A 15,419-nucleotide genomic window follows, 5' to 3' on the forward strand; every position below is an offset into this window, starting at 1 on the left:
GGCGAACCCGCCTTGGAGCTCAAGCCTTCCGCTCACCGAGACACCTTCGCGCGCGACCACCTGCCGCCCGCGCACGCCTGGCCGCAGCTCCTCTTCGAACTCCCCGCTCTGGCCTACCCCGACCGCCTCAACTGCGGCGTGGAGCTGCTCGACGCCACCATCTCCCGTCTGGGCCCCGACCGGCCCGCCTTCCGCGGCGCGGACGGCACGGTGTGGACGTACGGGGAGCTGCACGCCCGCGTGGACCGGCTCGCGCACGTGCTCACCACCGATCTCGGCGTGGTCCCCGGCAACCGGGTGCTCCTGCGCGGCGCGACCGGCCCCTGGCTCGCCGCGTGCTGGCTGGCGGTGATGAAGGCGGGCGCGGTGGCCGTCACCGTCCTGGCCCAGCAGCGTGCGCAGGAGCTGGCCACGGTGTGCGCGATGGCCCGGGTGACCCACGCCCTGTGCCAGGCGGAGGTGGTGGACGACCTGGTGAAGGCGCAGGTTCCCGGTCTGCGGATCACCGCGTACGGCGGCGCGGGCCCGGACGACCTGCTGCGGCTGGCGGAGCGGCATCCCGAGCCCTTCCCGGCGGTGGAGACCTCCGCCGACGACGTGGCGCTGATCGCCTTCACCTCGGGCACCACCGGGCGCCCCAAGGGCTGCATGCACTTCCACCGCGATCTGCTCGCGGTGGCCGACACCTTCTCCCAGGAGGTGCTGCGCCCCCGCCCCGAGGACGTCTTCGCGGGCAGTCCGCCGCTCGGTTTCACCTTCGGCCTCGGCGGTCTGGTGGTCTTCCCGCTGCGGGCCGGCGCCTCGACGCTGCTGCTGGCGGACGGCTCCCCGCGCCGGCTGCTGCCCGCGCTGGCCGAGCACCGGGTGTCGGTGCTGTTCACCGCGCCCACCGCGTACCGGTCGATGCTGGACACGCTGGGCCCGTACGACACCGGTGCCTACGACCTCTCCGCGCTGCGCCGCTGCGTCTCGGCGGGCGAGAACCTGCCGGCCGCCACCTGGCAGGCCTGGTACGAGCGCACGGGCCTGCGGATCATCAACGGGATCGGCGCCACCGAGCTGCTGCACATCTTCATCTCGGCGGCCGACGAGGACATCCGGCCCGGTACGACGGGCCGCGTGGTGCCGGGCTGGGAGGCCCGGGTGGTGGACCGGGCCGGGATGCCGGTCGCGGACGAGGTGCCCGGGCTGCTGGCCGTACGGGGGCCGGTGGGCTGCCGCTACCTGGCGGACCCGCGGCAGGGCGAGTACGTACGGGACGGCTGGAACCTCACGGGCGACACCTACGTGCGCGACGCGGAGGGCTACTTCCGCTACGTGGCCCGGGCCGACGACATGATCATCTCGGCGGGGTACAACATCGCGGGACCCGAGGTCGAAGAAGCGCTGCTGCGCCATCCCGACGTGCTGGAGGCGGCCGTGGTCGGCCGCCCCGACGAGCGGCGCGGGCAGATCGTGGTCGCGTACACGGTCCCCCGCGAGGGCGCGGTCCTCACCGAGGACGCCCTGCGCACCTTCATGCGGACCGAGCTCGCCCCGCACAAATGCCCGCGCACCTTCGTCTTCCTGCCCGCCCTGCCCCGGACGGCGACGGGCAAGCTGCAGCGCTTCCGGCTGCGCGATCAAGCAGAGCATTTAGAGTGAAGCCGTGGTCGAGCAGCACACCCCGCGATCCCTGATCGTCACGTTCTACGGTGCCTACGGGCGGGCCTTCCCGGGCCCGGTCCCGGTGTCCGCGCTGGTCCGCCTGCTGGGCGCGGCCGGCGTGGACGCTCCGTCCGTCCGCTCGTCGGTGTCCCGGCTGAAGCGGCGCGGCTTCCTGCTGCCCGCGCGGACCGGGGACCGCGCGGCGGGGTACGAGCTCTCCGAGGAGGCGCGCCGGCTCCTGGAGGACGGCGACCGGCGGATCTACGGAGCCTCCCGCCCGGCGGAGTCCCAGGAGTGGCTGCTGGCCGTCTTCTCCGTCCCGGAGCAGGAGCGGGCGAAGCGGCACCTGCTGCGCTCCCGGCTCGCGGGGCTCGGCTTCGGCTCGGTGGCGCCCGGCGTGTGGATCGCCCCGGCGCAGCTGGACGGGGAGACCCGTCGCACCCTGGAGCGGCTGCACCTGACGGCGTACGTGGAGCTCTTCCGCGGCGCCCACCTGGGCTTCGCCCCGACGGCGGAGTCGGTGGCCCGCTGGTGGGACCTGGCGGCGCTGGCCAAGCAGCACGAGGAGTTCCTCGACCTCCACGAGCCCGGCCTGCGCGCCCTGCAGACGGGCGCGGCCGACCCCACCCCGGAGGCCGCCTACCGCGGCTACCTGCTCGCCCTGGACACCTGGCGCCGGCTCCCGTACGCCGACCCGGGCCTGCCGCGCGGGCTGCTCCCCGCGGACTGGCCGGGCGACCGCTCGGCGGCGGTCTTCGCGGAGCTGCACGAACGGCTGCGGGACCTCGGGGCGGGCTTCGTGGAACCGTAGGAACGGCCGGGGCGTCACCTGCTCTCGTGACAGGAACCGAACAGCCCCGGACGTGGCCCCACACGCTCTCGCTGGTCGCCTCGGGGCTGCTGGGCGCGGCCGCCGGATGCCTGGCGATCTCCCTCGCGTCCCACGCGCGCGCCTCCTGCGACGCCGGGGCGGACCCGGGTGGCAGGACCGAGCTGACCCTTCTGCTCCCGGTCCTGGTGTTCGGCTTCGCGTTCTGCGGGGTGATGGTCGCGCTGCTCACACCGCGCGGGCACCCGCTGCTGCGGATGGTGCCGGTCGTGCTCGCGCTGGGGGCGCTGGTGCTCTGGTTCTTCGCCGTCCGGGGCACCCTGGATGGGTATCCGGGGGATTCCGGGCTGTGCGGCCCGGACAACGTGCCGCCGTGGTGGCCGGGGTGGCTGCCCAGCTGACCCGGCGGGACCCGGGGCGCGGGGCCCGGGGCCGGGCGGCCGGGGCCCGGGGCCGGGATGCCGGGGCCGGGCGGCCGGGGCCCCGGCGGCCGGGCCGCAAATCCGGCTGCGCTCCGCACCCGGCACAGGTGATCATGGGCCATGCCTTGGACCTTCACCTCCGACCTGCCGGCCTATCTGGCCGCGGCGCGCCCCGCCATCGCCGCCGATCCCGTCGTCAACACCTCCCTCATGACCGTGGTCGACGCCCTGGAGCGACGGGGACCGGACGCCTACGGCGCCGACGCTCCCCTCTTCGGCTGGTGGACCGACCAGCGCGCAGCCGACGCCGCCGTCGTCGGCGCCCTGGTGCACACCCCGCCGCACCCGCTGCTGATCGGGGCCCTGCCCCCCGAGGCGGTCCGCGAGCTGGGGGCCGCGCTCACGGCCGAGCCGCTGCTCGCCGGGGTCGACGCGCTCAGCGTCCGCCGCGATGACGCGCTCTCTCTGGCCGCCGCCTGGGGCAAGCCCTCGGAGGTGGTGGAGGAGAACCGCCTCTACCGGCTCGCCGGGCTCATCGCCCCCGATCCCGCCCCCGCCGGGGAGGCCCGCCTCGCCGGTGAGGCCGACCTGCCGCTGCTCCTGGACTGGGTCACCGCCTTCAAGCAGGAGTCCGGCGAAGGCGGGGTCGCCTCCGAGGAGGCCCTGCGCGACCGGTTTTCGTACGGGGGCATGCTGCTCTGGGAGGACGCGGGGATCCCCGTGTCGCTGGCCGGGTTCTCCCGCCCCATCGGCGCGATGTCCCGGATCGGCCCGGTCTACACCCCGCCGAAGCTGCGTGGCCGGGGGTACGCGGCCGGGGTGACGTACGCCGCGACCGAAGCGGCTCGCGCGGCCGGTGCGCACGAGGTGCTCCTCTTCGCGGACCTGAAGAACCCCACCAGCAACCGCGTCTACCAGCGCCTGGGCTACACCCCGGTCGAGGACCGCGTGGAGGTCGCGCTGACATGACGGGCCCCGCGGAGGACGAGGAGCCGCCCTGCTGGATGATCGCCGCGAACGTGGTCCAGTGGCGCCGCTACGGCGAGGGCGGCCAGGGCCAGCGCCCGGGCACGAAGATGTTCAAGGGCGGCGCCAAGGTGTACGTCGGCACGACCAGGAACGGCCTCCAGGAGTGCCAGGTCGTCGGCCGGCCGCGCAACGCCCGCGCCTACCGGTGCGCGTACGTGGCCACCCGCCACCTGTACGGCTTCCGGGTCACCCTCGTACGCTCGCCGGCCGTACTGCGGCTCGCCGAAGAGGAGTGCGGCGGATACTCGGACGAGGCGTACGCGCGGAACATCGCGGTGCTCCTGGAACACCAGGCCTGGGAAGTCCGCTCCGGCGCCTGGCCCGACTGGCCGCATCCGGAGCCCTGCCACTGCCACGAGTGCCTGGCCCTGCGGCCGCACCGGTAGGCGGCGGCTACCCCCGCCCCGTCGGAGGCTTGCGGCTGCCCGCGAGGTAGGGGGCGGGCCAGGGCGCCGCCGGGCCGGTGTAGGACTGGTCGGCGGCCGCGTGCAGGGTCCAGTGCGGGTCGTAGAGGTGGGGGCGGCCGAGCGCGCAGAGGTCCGCGCGGCCGGCCAGCAGCAGGGAGTTGACGTCGTCCCAGGACGAGATCGCCCCGACCGCGATCACCGGGACGTCCAGGGCATTGCGGATCCGGTCCGCGTAGGGGGTCTGGTACGCGCGTCCGTACTCGGGGGTCTCCTCCGCGACGACCTGGCCCGTCGAGACGTCGATGGCGTCCGCTCCGTGGGCCGCGAAGGCACTGGCGACGGCCACCGCCTCCTCGGGCGAGGTGCCGCCGGGCGCCCAGTCGGTGGCGGAGAGGCGGACCGTCATCGGCCGGTCCGCGGGCCAGACGGCCCGGACCGCGTCGAAGACCTCCAGCGGGAAGCGCAGCCGGTTTTCCAGCGAACCGCCGTAGGCGTCGGTGCGGTGGTTGGTCAGCGGGGAGAGGAAGCCGGAGAGCAGGTAGCCGTGCGCGCAGTGCAGTTCGAGGAGGTCGAAGCCGCTCCCGGCGGCCCGGACCGCGGCGGCGGCGAAGTCGGAGCGGACGGCGGCGAGGTCGGCGGCGTCCATGGCCCGGGGCACGGCCGAGACCCCGGGGCGGTAGGGCAGCGCGGAGGCGGCCATCAGGGGCCAGTTCCCCTCGGGCAGCGGGGCGTCCATGCCCTCCCACATGACCCGGGTCGAGCCCTTGCGGCCCGAGTGGCCGAGCTGGACGCCCAGCGCGGTGCCCGGCGCCGAGGTGTGCACGAAGTCGGCGATCCGCGCCCAGGCGGCCGCCTGCCCGGCGGTGTAGAGGCCCGTGCAGCCCGGGGTGATCCGGCCCTCGGGGCTGACGCAGACCATCTCGGTCATCACCAGGGCGGCCCCGCCCAGCGCCCGCGCGCCGAGGTGCACCAGGTGGAAGTCGCCGGGCATCCCGTCGCCGTCGCCGCCCCCGGCCGAGTACATGTCCATCGGGGACACCACGACCCGGTTGCGCAGGGTCAGCCCCCGCAGGGTGAACGGCGTGAACATCGGCGGGGTTCCCGCCTCGTCCGGGCCGCCCTCAGGAGCTTCGGGGCAGCCGAAGTCGCGCTCCACGGCCCGGGTGAAGCGCGGATCGCGCAGCCGCAGGTTGCCGTGGGTGACCCGCAGGCTGCGGGTGAGGAGGTTGAAGGCGAACTGCCGGGCGGGCTGGTCCACGTACCCGGCGAGCTCCTCGAACCACCGCATGCTGGCGGCCGCCGCCCGCTGGGTGGAGGCCACGGCCGGCCGCCGCGCGGCCTCGTAGGCGGCCAGCGCGGCCGGGACGTCCGGCTCGGACTCCACCGCGCGCGCCAGCGCGAGCGCGTCCTCCACCGCCAGTTTGGTGCCGGAGCCGATCGAGAAGTGCGCGGTGTGCGCGGCGTCGCCGATGAGCACCGTGTTGCCGTGCGACCAGCGCGCGTTGACCACCGTACGGAACTGCGTCCAGGCGGAGCCGTTGCCCCGCAGCGGCCGTCCCCGCAGGGCCTCGCCGAAGATCTTCGCGCAGCGCGCCGCGGATTCCGCCTCGTCGCAGAGGTCGAAGCCGGCGACCCGCCAGACCTCTTCGCGCATCTCGACGATCACGGTGGAGGAGTCCGCCGAGTACGGGTAGGCGTGCAGCTGCATGACCCCGTGCTCGGTCTCCGCGATCTCGAAGCGGAAGGCCTCGAAGGGGAAGTCCGCGGCCAGCCAGATGTAGCGGCACCGCCCGCCCGTCAGCGTGGGCCCGTAGTGCTCGGCCGCGGCCTCCCGGGTCCGGCTGTGCACCCCGTCGGCGGCGACGACCAGGTCGTACGAGGCTGCGAGCGCCTGCGGCTCGGGGGCCGGGGTGCGGAAGTGGAGCCGGACCCCGAGGCCCGCGCAGCGCTCGTGCAGGATCTCCAGGAGCCGGCGCCGCCCCAGCGCGGCGAACCCGTGGCCGCCGGAGGTGAGCAGCCGGCCGCGGTGCACGATGTCGATGTCGTCCCAGCGGACGAACTCGGCGCCCAGGGCCGCGTACACCACGGCGTCGGCCGCTTCGATGCCGCCGAGCGTCTCGTCGGAGAGGACCACGCCGAAGCCGAAGGTGTCGTCGGGGGCGTTCTTCTCCCACACGTCCACCGCGTGCCCCTGCCGGGCCAGCAGCGCGGCGGCGTACAGCCCGCCCGGGCCCCCGCCGACCACGGCGACCCGCAGCGCGACCCGCGGGTCGGCGCCCTCCCGGCCGGTGCTCATCGGACCGGTGCTCATCGAACTACCTGCCCTTCCAGTGGGGCGGCCGCTTCCCGGTGAAGGCCGCGTGGAACTCCCGGTAGTCCTCGCCGTTCATCAGCAGGGCCTGGGTGTTCGCGTCGAGTTCCACCGAGGCGGCGAGCGGCATGTCCAGCTCGGCGGTCAGCAGCGCCTTGGTCTGCGCGTACGCGAGGGCCGGACCGGCGGCGAGGTGCGCGGCGAGCTCCGCCGCGCGCACGGAGGCCTTGCCCTCCTCGGTGACCTCGCTCAGCAGCCCGATCCGCTCGGCCTCCGGGGCCCTGACCTGCTCGCCCAGCATCAGCAGCCGGGTCGCGTGCCCGAGCCCGACGACCCGGGGCAGCAGGTACGCGGCGCCCATGTCCCCGCCGGAGAGGCCGACCCGGGTGAAGAGGAAGGCGAAGCGGGCGGTGGGGTCGGCGATGCGGAAGTCCGCGGCGAGCGCGAGGACGGCCCCGGCGCCGGCGGCGACCCCGTGGACGGCGGCGATGACCGGGAAGGGTGCCTCGCGCAGGGCGCGCACGACCTGTCCGGTCATCCGGTTGAAGTCGAGGAGCTGGGCGGTGTCCATCGCGAGGGTGGCGCCGATGATCTCGTCGACGTCGCCTCCGGAGCAGAAGCCGCGCCCTTCGCCGCCGAGCACAAGGGCGCGTACGGACCGCGCCCTGGACAGTTCGGCGAGCAGGTCGCGCAGGTCGGCGTAGGCGCCGAAGGTGAGCGCGTTGAGCTTCTCGGGGCGGTCGAGGGTGACGGTGGCGACGCCGTCGCGCAGGTCCACCCGGAGGTGGTTCCAGCGTTCGGTCGCGGGTGTGGAACCGAGGAAGGGACTCACCCTCCCGAAGGTATCACCGGTCCATGACTGTCGTCAGGGAAGCGCGATAACTGTGGGTCCGTGCCGAGGCGCGGGGGCCGCAGTTACCGAAGGTCCCGAGCCGGTGTGCCCGACGTCCCTTGCGATCACGTCGGGGTGCCCTACGGAAGGACATTTCCACTTCGTATCGTTGAAAGCGGGATTTCCTCCCCGCAGCATCCCGTACGCCCCTTCTACCCCACGGAACGGATGGCCCGCCTTGCCCGATGCCTCCGCCTGGCGGATAGCCCTGCCGCACACGACAGCGGCCGTACCGATCGCCCGCGCCCTCGTCCGTACGGCCCTCGCCGACATCGACGCACCCGCCGACAGCGACACCGCCGAACTCCTCACCGCCGAACTGGTCGCCAACGCCGTGGAGCACACCCCCGGCGACGCCCCCATCGAGCTCGTCGTGGAACTGCTGGCGAACGGCTGCCAGGTCGAGGTCCACGACGGGGATCCGCGGCCCCCCGCCGACCTGAACGCCCCCGGCCGGGACGACGAACACCCCGACCCCTGGCAGGAGCACGGCCGCGGTCTGCTGCTGATCCGGACCCTGAGCTCGGCCTGCGGTCACCGCGCCACCCCGCACGGCAAGGCCGTGTGGTTCACCCTGCCGGCCCGGCCGGCGCTCTAGGGGGCACCGGGCCCCGCCGCATGACTATGCGGCCGGCCCCGCGAGGGTGGCGACGAGCACGGCCTTGATGGTGTGCAGCCGGTTCTCCGCCTCGTCGAAGACGACGGAGTGCCTGGACTCGAACACCTCGTCCGTGACCTCCAGCGACTCCAGCCCGTGCCGCTCGTGGACCTCCCGGGCCACCTTGGTGCCGAGGTCGTGGAAGGCCGGCAGGCAGTGCATGAACTTCACGTCCGGGTTCCCGGTGGCGCGCAGCACGTCCATGGTGACGGCGTACGGGCTCAGCGCCTCGATCCGCTCGTCCCAGACCTCCTTGGGCTCCCCCATGGACACCCAGATGTCGGTCACCACGAAGTCGGCCTGCGCGACGCCCTCCGTGAGGTCCTCGGTGAGGGTGATGCGGGCGCCGCTGGCGGTGGCCAGCTCGCGCGCCGCGGCCACGACGGTCTCGGCCGGCCAGTAGCTCCGCGGCGCCACGATCCGTACGTCCATGCCCAGCAGCGCGCCCGTCACCAGGTACGAGTTGCCCATGTTGAAGCGGGCGTCGCCGAGGTAGGCGAAGGCGATCCGCTCCAGGGGCTTGGTGCAGTGCTCGGTCATCGTGAGCACGTCGGCCAGCATCTGGGTGGGGTGCCAGTCGTCGGTGAGGCCATTGAAGACGGGCACGCCCGCGTGGGTGGCGAGCTGCTCGACGGTGTCCTGGGCGTCGCCCCGGTACTGGATGCCGTCGAACATCCGGCCCAGCACCCGCGCGGTGTCCCTGACCGATTCCTTGTGGCCCATCTGGGAGCCGGCGGGGTCGAGGTACGTGGTGTGGGCGCCCTGGTCCGCGGCGGCGACCTCGAAGGCGCAGCGGGTGCGCGTGGAGGTCTTCTCGAAGATCAGGGCGATGTTCTTGCCCACGAGGCGGCGCCGCTCGGCCCCGGCCTTCTTGGCCGCCTTGAGTTCGGCGGCGAGCTCGACCAGGCCGCGGAACTCGGCGGCGGTGAAGTCGAGCTCCTTGAGGAAACTGCGGCCGGCAAGATCGGTGGCCATGGGGGCGCTCCAGAGTCACGGTGACAGGGGATGCTGGAAGTCTATACGACCGAATGCATTGATATACAGGGCCCTGGCGTACGGACCCGGGCCCCGGCCTCCCCTGCCCCCGCTTCCCTGCCTGCGCCTCCCTCCTTCCGCCTCCCCCGCCGACTAGGCCACCGCGTCCCGCTCCACCGGGCAGCTCATGCACCGCGGCCCGCCCCGCCCCCGTCCCAGCTCGCTGCCCGGGATCTCGATCACCTCGATGCCCTGCTTGCGCAGGTGGGTGTTGGTCGTGACGTTCCGCTCGTACGCGACGACCACGCCCGGCTCCACGGCCAGTACGTTGCAGCCGTCGTCCCACTGCTCGCGCTCGGCGGCGTGCACGTCCTGGGTCGCCGTGAGCACCCGGATCGCGTCCAGCCCGAGGGCGGCGGCGATCGCCCGGTGCATGTGCTCCGGCGGGTGGTCGGTCACCTTCAGCTCGCTCGGCCCGCCACCGGGCTCGATCGTGTAGGAGCGCAGCATGCCCAGGCCCGCGTACTGGGTGAACGTATCGGCGTCGACCATCGTCATCACCGTGTCCAGATGCATGAACGCCCGGCTCTTGGGCATGTCGAGCGCCACGATCGTCGTCGCCGACCCGGCGGCGAACAGCCCCCGCGCCAGCATCTCCACCGCCTGCGGGGTGGTCCGCTCGCTCATGCCGATCAGCACGGCGCCGTTGCCGATGACCAGGACGTCGCCGCCCTCGATGGTCGAGGGGTAGTCGGCCTGCCCCTGGGACCAGGTGTGGAAGGGCCCGGAGCCGGTGAAGAGCGGGTGGTGCTTGTAGATGGCCTCGAAGTGCACGGTCTCGCGCTGCCGGGCCGGCCAGCGCATCGCGTTGATGGACACCCCGTCGTAGATCCAGGCGGAGGTGTCCCGGGTGAAGAGGTGGTTGGGCAGCGGCCCCAGCAGGAAGCCGTCCAGTTCCAGGGCGTGGAAGCGGACCGACACCGGCTCCGCGTGCCGCTCCAGGAACTCCCGTTTGGTCATCCCGCCGATCAGCGCCTCGGCCAGGTCCCCCGAGGGCAGGCCGTCGAAGACCGCCCGCAGGTGGTCGGTGGCGAGCGGGCCGTACTCCTTCTCGTCGAAGACCCGGTCCAGGACGAGATGTCTCGCCTCCGGAATGTCCAGGGCCTCCACCAGCAGGTCACCGAAGAGATGGACCTCCACTCCGCGGTCGCGCAGTACGTCGGCGAAGCCGTCGTGCTCCTGGCGGGCCCTGCGCACCCACAGCACGTCGTCGAAGAGCAACGCGTCCTTATTGCTCGGTGTGAGCCGCTTCAGCTCCAGGTCGGGCCGGTGGAGGATGACGCGGCGAAGCCGCCCGGTCTCGGAATCGACATGGAATCCCATGCCGTACACGTTCGCAGACCGGGCGGCCTTTTGACGTGGCGTCGGCCCAGGGCGTCTCCAGCGGGTCCGCCCCGCCGGATCCGACGGCGGGCGCGGGCCCGGCGGTTCAGCGCAGGCCGAGCAGGGCCTCCGGGGTACCGGTGAGGTCCGGGGCGATGACGCCCAGCGCGGGTGCGGTCACGTTCGGCAGCCCGTAGTTGGACGCGTCGGGCATGGTCAGCGGGGAGCCGACGAGCAGTCCCGGGGTCCGGGTGCGCAGGGTGGTCGCGGGGGCGTCCAGCGAGCCCTCGCCGTCCGTCTCCTTCGTGCCCGCCAGGTTCGGCACCGGGGAGGTGAGGAGGGTGTTCCCGAGCTCGGTGCCGATCGGCACCGCCGGCAGCAGCGGGGTCGGCAGCATGTCGCCCTTGTGGAACCGGGGCGCCTCGGGCGCTCCGACCACGGGCACCGGCACTCCGGTGGCCAGGTGCGGGACGTCCACGCCGAGCGTGGTCCGCACCGCGTCCAGGGGGACTCCCACCGGCACCGCGTCGGCCATGGCCGGGGTGGCCGCGCCTGCCGCGGCCATACAGGTCATGAGTGCCGCAATGCTTCCGCGCGCGGTCATCTTCATAGGTGACGTTCCGTCCTTCCAGGGTCGCGGACATTCCGCTGCCCTGGATGAACGATCCCGCCGGTGGTTTTCCCGGAGTTCTCCGCGAAAGTTCCCCCATACGACCTAATGAGCGGCCGTACGGGGGCCCTTCCTTGACGCCGGGTGGTTCCGGCCCGACACCGTCAGAGCCGCGGGTCCACCGGCTCCGACTCCAGCGCGAGGACGGCGAAGACCGCCTCGTGCACCCGCCACAGCGGCTCCCCGGCCGCCAGCCGGTCCACGGCCTCCAGGCCGAGCGCGTACTCGCGCAGGGCGAGCGAGCGCTTGTGCCCGAGGTGGCGTCCACGCAGCCGCTCCAGGTGGTCCGGACGCGTGTACTCGGGACCGTAGATGATCCGCAGGTACTCGCGTCCGCGCACCTTCACGCCCGGCTGCACGAGCCGGCCCTTGCCGTCCCTGGCGTACGCCTGGAGCGGTTTGACGACCATGCCCTCGCCGCCGGCGGCCGTCAGCTCCAGCCACCAGTCGGTACCCGCCCGTACCGAGGCCTCGTCGGCGGTGTCCACCAGGATCCGGCCGGTGCGGCGCAGCAGTCCGGTCCCGGCGGCCTCGTCGGCGGCGACGAGCCGGTCCAGCCAGAACAGCTGCTCGTCGTGGGGTACGGCCGCCAGCGAGCGGCCGGCCGCCGCCAGCAGCTGGAACGGGGCGAACCGTACGCCGTCCAGCCCGTCGGTGCTCCAGCAGTAGCGCCGGTACGCCTCGGTGAACTTCGCGGCGTCGGTGGCCCGGCCCCGCTGGCGCTCCAGGAGCTCGCCGGTGTCGACGCCCCGGGCCGCGGCCGCCTCCAGGGCGGCGACGGCGTCCGGGAACACGGCGCCGGAGGCCGCGCCCACGGCTGCGTACTGGTTGCGCAGCAGGCCGCCGGACTTCAGCGACCAGGGCAGCAGTTCGCCGTCGACGAGCAGCCAGTCCGTGTCCAGTTCCTCCCAGAGCCCGGCGTCGGTGACCGCCGCCCGCAACCGGGCGAGGACCTCCTCGGTGACCTCGGGGTCCTTGAAGAAGGGCCGTCCGGTGCGGGTGTAGACGGACCCGGTGGGGCCGTCGACCCCGAACCGCTCGCGGGCCACGTCGGCGTCCTTGCAGAGCAGCACGGTGGCGCGGGAGCCCATGTGCTTCTCCTCGCAGACGACCTGGGCGATGCCGTCCTTGCGGTACTGCGCGAAGGCCTCGGCGGGGTGCTCCAGGTAGCCCTCGATGCGCGAGGTGGCCGTCGGCGCCATCGTCGGCGGGAGGTACGGCACCAGGCGCGGGTCCACGGCGAAGCGGCTCATCACCTCCAGGGCGGCGGCCGCGTTCTCCTCGCGGACGTTGACGTTGCCCAGGTGCCGGGTCTCCACGATCCGGCGGCCGTGCACGTCGGCCAGGTCGAGCGGGCGCCCGTCGTGTCCGCCGGGCACCTCGGTGACGAGCGGCTTGACCGGCTCGTACCAGACCTTCTCGGCCGGTACGTCGACCAGTTCGCGCTCGGGCCAGCGCAGGGCGGTCATCCTCCCGCCGAAGACGGCTCCGGTGTCCAGGCAGATGGTGTTGTTGATCCAGGTGGTGTCCGGGACCGGCGTGTGGCCGTAGACCACGACGGCCTTGCCCCGGTAGTCCTCGGCCCACGGATAGCGCACGGGCAGCCCGAACTCGTCGGTCTCCCCCGTGGTCTCCCCGTACAGGGCGTGCGAGCGGACCCGGCCGGAGGTGCGGCCGTGGTACTTCTCGGGCAGCCCGGCGTGACAGACCACGAGCTTGCCGCCGTCGAGGACGTAGTGGCTGACCAGGCCCTGGATGAAGGTGCGGACCTCCTGGACGAACTCCTCCGGCTCCCCTTCGAGCTGCTCGATGGTCTCGGCGAGGCCGTGGGTCCGCTGGACCTTGGAGCCCTTGAGGTGACGGGCGAGCTTGTTCTCGTGGTTGCCGGGCACGCACAGGGCGTTGCCGGATCCGACCATGCCCATCACCCGGCGCAGGACGCCCGGACTGTCCGGGCCGCGGTCGACGAGGTCGCCGACGAACACGGCGGTGCGGCCCTCGGGGTGGGACCCGTCCTCGTAGCCGAGCTTGGCGAGCAGGGTCTCCAGCTCGGAGGCACAGCCGTGGATGTCGCCGATGATGTCGAAGGGGCCGGTGAGGTGGGTGAGGTCGTTGAACCGCTTCTCCAGGACCACCTCGGCCGACTCGACCTCCTCGGGCGTGCGCAGCACGTGCACCTTGCGGAAGCCCTCGCGCTCCAGGCCGCGCAGCGAGCGCCGCAGGTCGCGGCGGTGGCGCTGGATGACGGCGCGCGGCAGCTTCGCCCGCTCGGGGCGGGCCGCGTTGCGCTCCGCGCAGACCTCCTCGGGCAGGTCGAGGACGATCGCGATGGGCAGGACGTCGTGCTCCCGGGCGAGCTGGACCAGCTGCCGGCGGGACTCCGCCTGGACGCTGGTGGCGTCGACCACGGTGAGGCGGCCGGCGGCGAGCCGCTTGCCCGCGATGTAGTGCAGGACCTCGAAGGCGTCCTTGCTGGCGCTCTGGTCGTTCTCGTCGTCCGCGACCAGGCCCCGGCAGTAGTCGGAGGAGATGACCTCGGTGGGCTTGAAGTGCGTGCGGGCGAAGGTGGACTTGCCCGAACCGGTGGCGCCGATCAGGACGACGAGGGACAGGTCGGTGACGGGAAGTACACGCTTGCGATCGGTGGTGGGGATGGTGGTGGTCATGCTGCCTCGCCCTCCTTCGGGGTATCGGTGCCGGTAGTGGGGGTGTTCAGGGTGAAGACGGCCATCTGGGTCGGCGGCCCCACCTCGGAGTCGTCGTCGCCGACGGGCAGGTACGCGACGGTGTAGCCGTGCCGCGCGGCGACGTCCCCGGCCCAGGCCCGGAACTCCTCACGGGTCCACTCGAAGCGGTGGTCGCCGTGCCGGACGTGCCCGGCGGGCAGCGTCTCCCAGCGGACGTTGTACTCGACGTTCGGCGTGGTCACGAGGACCGTGCGGGGGCGTGCCGAGCCGAAGACCGCGTACTCCAGGGCGGGCAGCCGCTCGAGGTCCAGGTGCTCGATGACTTCGCTGAGCACGGCCGCGTCGTAGCCCACGAGCCGCTTGTCGGTGTACGCGAGCGAGCCCTGCATCAGGCGGACACGGGAGCTCTGCCGCTCCCCCATCCGCTCCAGCCGCAGCCGCCTCGCGGCGATGTTCAGCGCCCGGACGGACACGTCCACGCCGACGATCTCGGTGTACGCCGGGTCCTTGAGCAGCGCCTGCACCAACTGGCCCTGGCCGCAGCCCAGGTCGAGGACACGGGCCGCACCGGCCGCCCCGAGCGCGCCGAGGATCGCCTCGCGGCGCAGCACGGCGAGCGGTACGGGCTTCTCCTCCGTGTCGCTGGTCTCGTCGACCGCATTGTCGAGTTCCTCCACCTCGCTGCCGTCGGCCTCGGCGAGGCGGACCAGCTCCAGGCGCTCCAGGGCGTCCTGGGTCAGCCGCTTGTGGCGGGCCAGGTAGCGGGAGGTGATCAGCGCGCTCTCCGGGTGTTCGGCGAGCCAGCCGTCCCCGGCGCGCAGCAGCTTGTCCACCTCGTCGGAGGCGATCCAGTAGTGCTTGGAGTCGTCGAGGACGGGCAGCAGGACGTACAGGCCGCGCAGCGCGTCGGAGAGACGCAGCTCGCCCTCCAGGACGAGGCGTACGTACCGGGAATCGCCCCACTCCGGGAAGGTCTCGTCGAGGGCGACCGGGGTGGCCGTGACCGACTCCCAGCCCAGCGGGCCGAACAGCCGGCGCACGAGGTCCGCACCGCCCCGGGCGGGCAGGACCGGGATCTCGATGCGCAGCGGGCGCACCTCGTCGGGCAGCTCGGGGCGGGCCGCGCACTGCCCCTTGAGCGCGCTGCGGAACACGCCGCTCAGGGCGACGGCCAGCAGCGAGGAGGCGGCGTAGGGGCGGTCGTTGACGTACTGCGCGAGCGCGGCGTCCGGGGTGCCGCCCTGCCCCTTGCCCTGACCGCGTCGCACGAGTGCGACGGGATCCACCTCCAGCAGCAGGGCCGCCGTGCACCGCTCGTCCGTGGCTTCGGGGTAGAAGACGTGGGCGGTGCCGTGGGAGGTGGAGAACGCCTGCGTCCTGCCGGGATGCTTGTGCAGCAGGAAGCCCAGGTCGGTGGCGGGGCGGTCAGGGGAGCCGGTGGTGGAGATCGTCAGGAACACACGAGCGATTGTTGCTGGTCACCGGTGGTGGGCGCGCCCCATTTTCCGG

Annotated in this window: 13 protein-coding genes; 6 read left to right on the forward strand and 7 right to left on the reverse strand. The window is 73.3% G+C overall.

Annotated features, from left to right (window positions below; translation table 11 throughout):
* Positions 1–12 precede the first annotated feature (12 nt).
* From OG435_RS42880 to OG435_RS42900, 5 genes are all read left to right on the forward strand, one after another.
* Positions 13–1,644, forward strand: a complete 1,632-nt coding sequence (locus OG435_RS42880; protein WP_266885929.1) for an AMP-binding protein — start codon at positions 13–15, stop codon at positions 1,642–1,644.
* A gap of 4 nt (positions 1,645–1,648) precedes the next feature.
* Positions 1,649–2,458 carry a PaaX family transcriptional regulator gene (locus OG435_RS42885; protein WP_266885931.1) on the forward strand — a complete coding sequence of 270 codons (810 nt, stop codon included), beginning with the start codon at positions 1,649–1,651 and terminating at the stop codon, positions 2,456–2,458.
* Positions 2,459–2,484: 26 nt separating this feature from the next.
* The gene (locus tag OG435_RS42890; RefSeq protein ID WP_266885933.1) at positions 2,485–2,877 is read left to right on the forward strand and encodes a hypothetical protein; all 393 of its coding nucleotides are present in this window, start codon (positions 2,485–2,487) and stop codon (positions 2,875–2,877) included.
* 141 nt (positions 2,878–3,018) lie between these two features.
* Positions 3,019–3,867, forward strand: coding sequence for a GNAT family N-acetyltransferase (locus tag OG435_RS42895; RefSeq protein WP_266885935.1), 849 nt, complete (start codon positions 3,019–3,021; stop codon positions 3,865–3,867).
* Positions 3,864–4,313, forward strand: a complete 450-nt coding sequence (locus OG435_RS42900; protein WP_266885937.1) for a hypothetical protein — start codon at positions 3,864–3,866, stop codon at positions 4,311–4,313. The genes OG435_RS42895 and OG435_RS42900 overlap by 4 nt, the downstream gene beginning before the upstream one ends.
* A gap of 7 nt (positions 4,314–4,320) precedes the next feature.
* Here the strand turns inward: OG435_RS42900 and OG435_RS42905 are convergent, their stop codons facing one another.
* Together OG435_RS42905 and OG435_RS42910 are read right to left on the reverse strand one after the other, a co-directional pair.
* Positions 4,321–6,645, reverse strand: a complete 2,325-nt coding sequence (locus OG435_RS42905; RefSeq protein ID WP_266885939.1) for a bifunctional salicylyl-CoA 5-hydroxylase/oxidoreductase — start codon at positions 6,643–6,645, stop codon at positions 4,321–4,323.
* A gap of 4 nt (positions 6,646–6,649) precedes the next feature.
* Positions 6,650–7,477, reverse strand: coding sequence for an enoyl-CoA hydratase family protein (locus OG435_RS42910; RefSeq protein ID WP_266885941.1), 828 nt, complete (start codon positions 7,475–7,477; stop codon positions 6,650–6,652).
* A gap of 238 nt (positions 7,478–7,715) precedes the next feature.
* Here OG435_RS42910 and OG435_RS42915 point away from each other — a divergent pair, with 238 nt between their 5' ends.
* A complete protein-coding gene (locus tag OG435_RS42915) occupies positions 7,716–8,135 on the forward strand; it encodes an ATP-binding protein (RefSeq protein ID WP_266885943.1) in 420 nt (139 codons plus the stop codon).
* A gap of 24 nt (positions 8,136–8,159) precedes the next feature.
* On the opposite strand, the gene argF is transcribed toward OG435_RS42915, so the two are convergent.
* The 5 genes from argF to OG435_RS42940 all read right to left on the reverse strand — a co-directional run bounded on the left by argF (position 8,160) and on the right by OG435_RS42940 (position 15,370).
* Entirely contained in the window at positions 8,160–9,170 is a 1,011-nt protein-coding gene (argF, locus tag OG435_RS42920) for an ornithine carbamoyltransferase (RefSeq protein WP_266885945.1), read from the reverse strand.
* Positions 9,171–9,323: 153 nt separating this feature from the next.
* Positions 9,324–10,553, reverse strand: coding sequence for an arginine deiminase (locus OG435_RS42925; RefSeq protein WP_266885947.1), 1,230 nt, complete (start codon positions 10,551–10,553; stop codon positions 9,324–9,326).
* 106 nt (positions 10,554–10,659) lie between these two features.
* Complete coding sequence (locus OG435_RS42930) at positions 10,660–11,127, reverse strand: hypothetical protein (RefSeq protein ID WP_266885949.1); 468 nt, start codon at positions 11,125–11,127, stop codon at positions 10,660–10,662.
* Positions 11,128–11,327: 200 nt separating this feature from the next.
* Positions 11,328–13,889, reverse strand: coding sequence for a polynucleotide kinase-phosphatase (locus OG435_RS42935; protein WP_266885951.1), 2,562 nt, complete (start codon positions 13,887–13,889; stop codon positions 11,328–11,330).
* Positions 13,886–15,370: a 3' terminal RNA ribose 2'-O-methyltransferase Hen1 gene (locus OG435_RS42940; RefSeq protein ID WP_266885953.1), complete on the reverse strand. Its 1,485-nt coding sequence runs from the start codon at positions 15,368–15,370 to the stop codon at positions 13,886–13,888. The genes OG435_RS42935 and OG435_RS42940 overlap by 4 nt, the downstream gene beginning before the upstream one ends.
* Positions 15,371–15,419: the final 49 nt, after the last annotated feature.

Origin of the sequence: Streptomyces sp. NBC_01264, assembly GCF_026340675.1 — a bacterium.
In the GTDB taxonomy this organism is placed as follows: Bacteria; Actinomycetota; Actinomycetes; order Streptomycetales; family Streptomycetaceae; genus Streptomyces.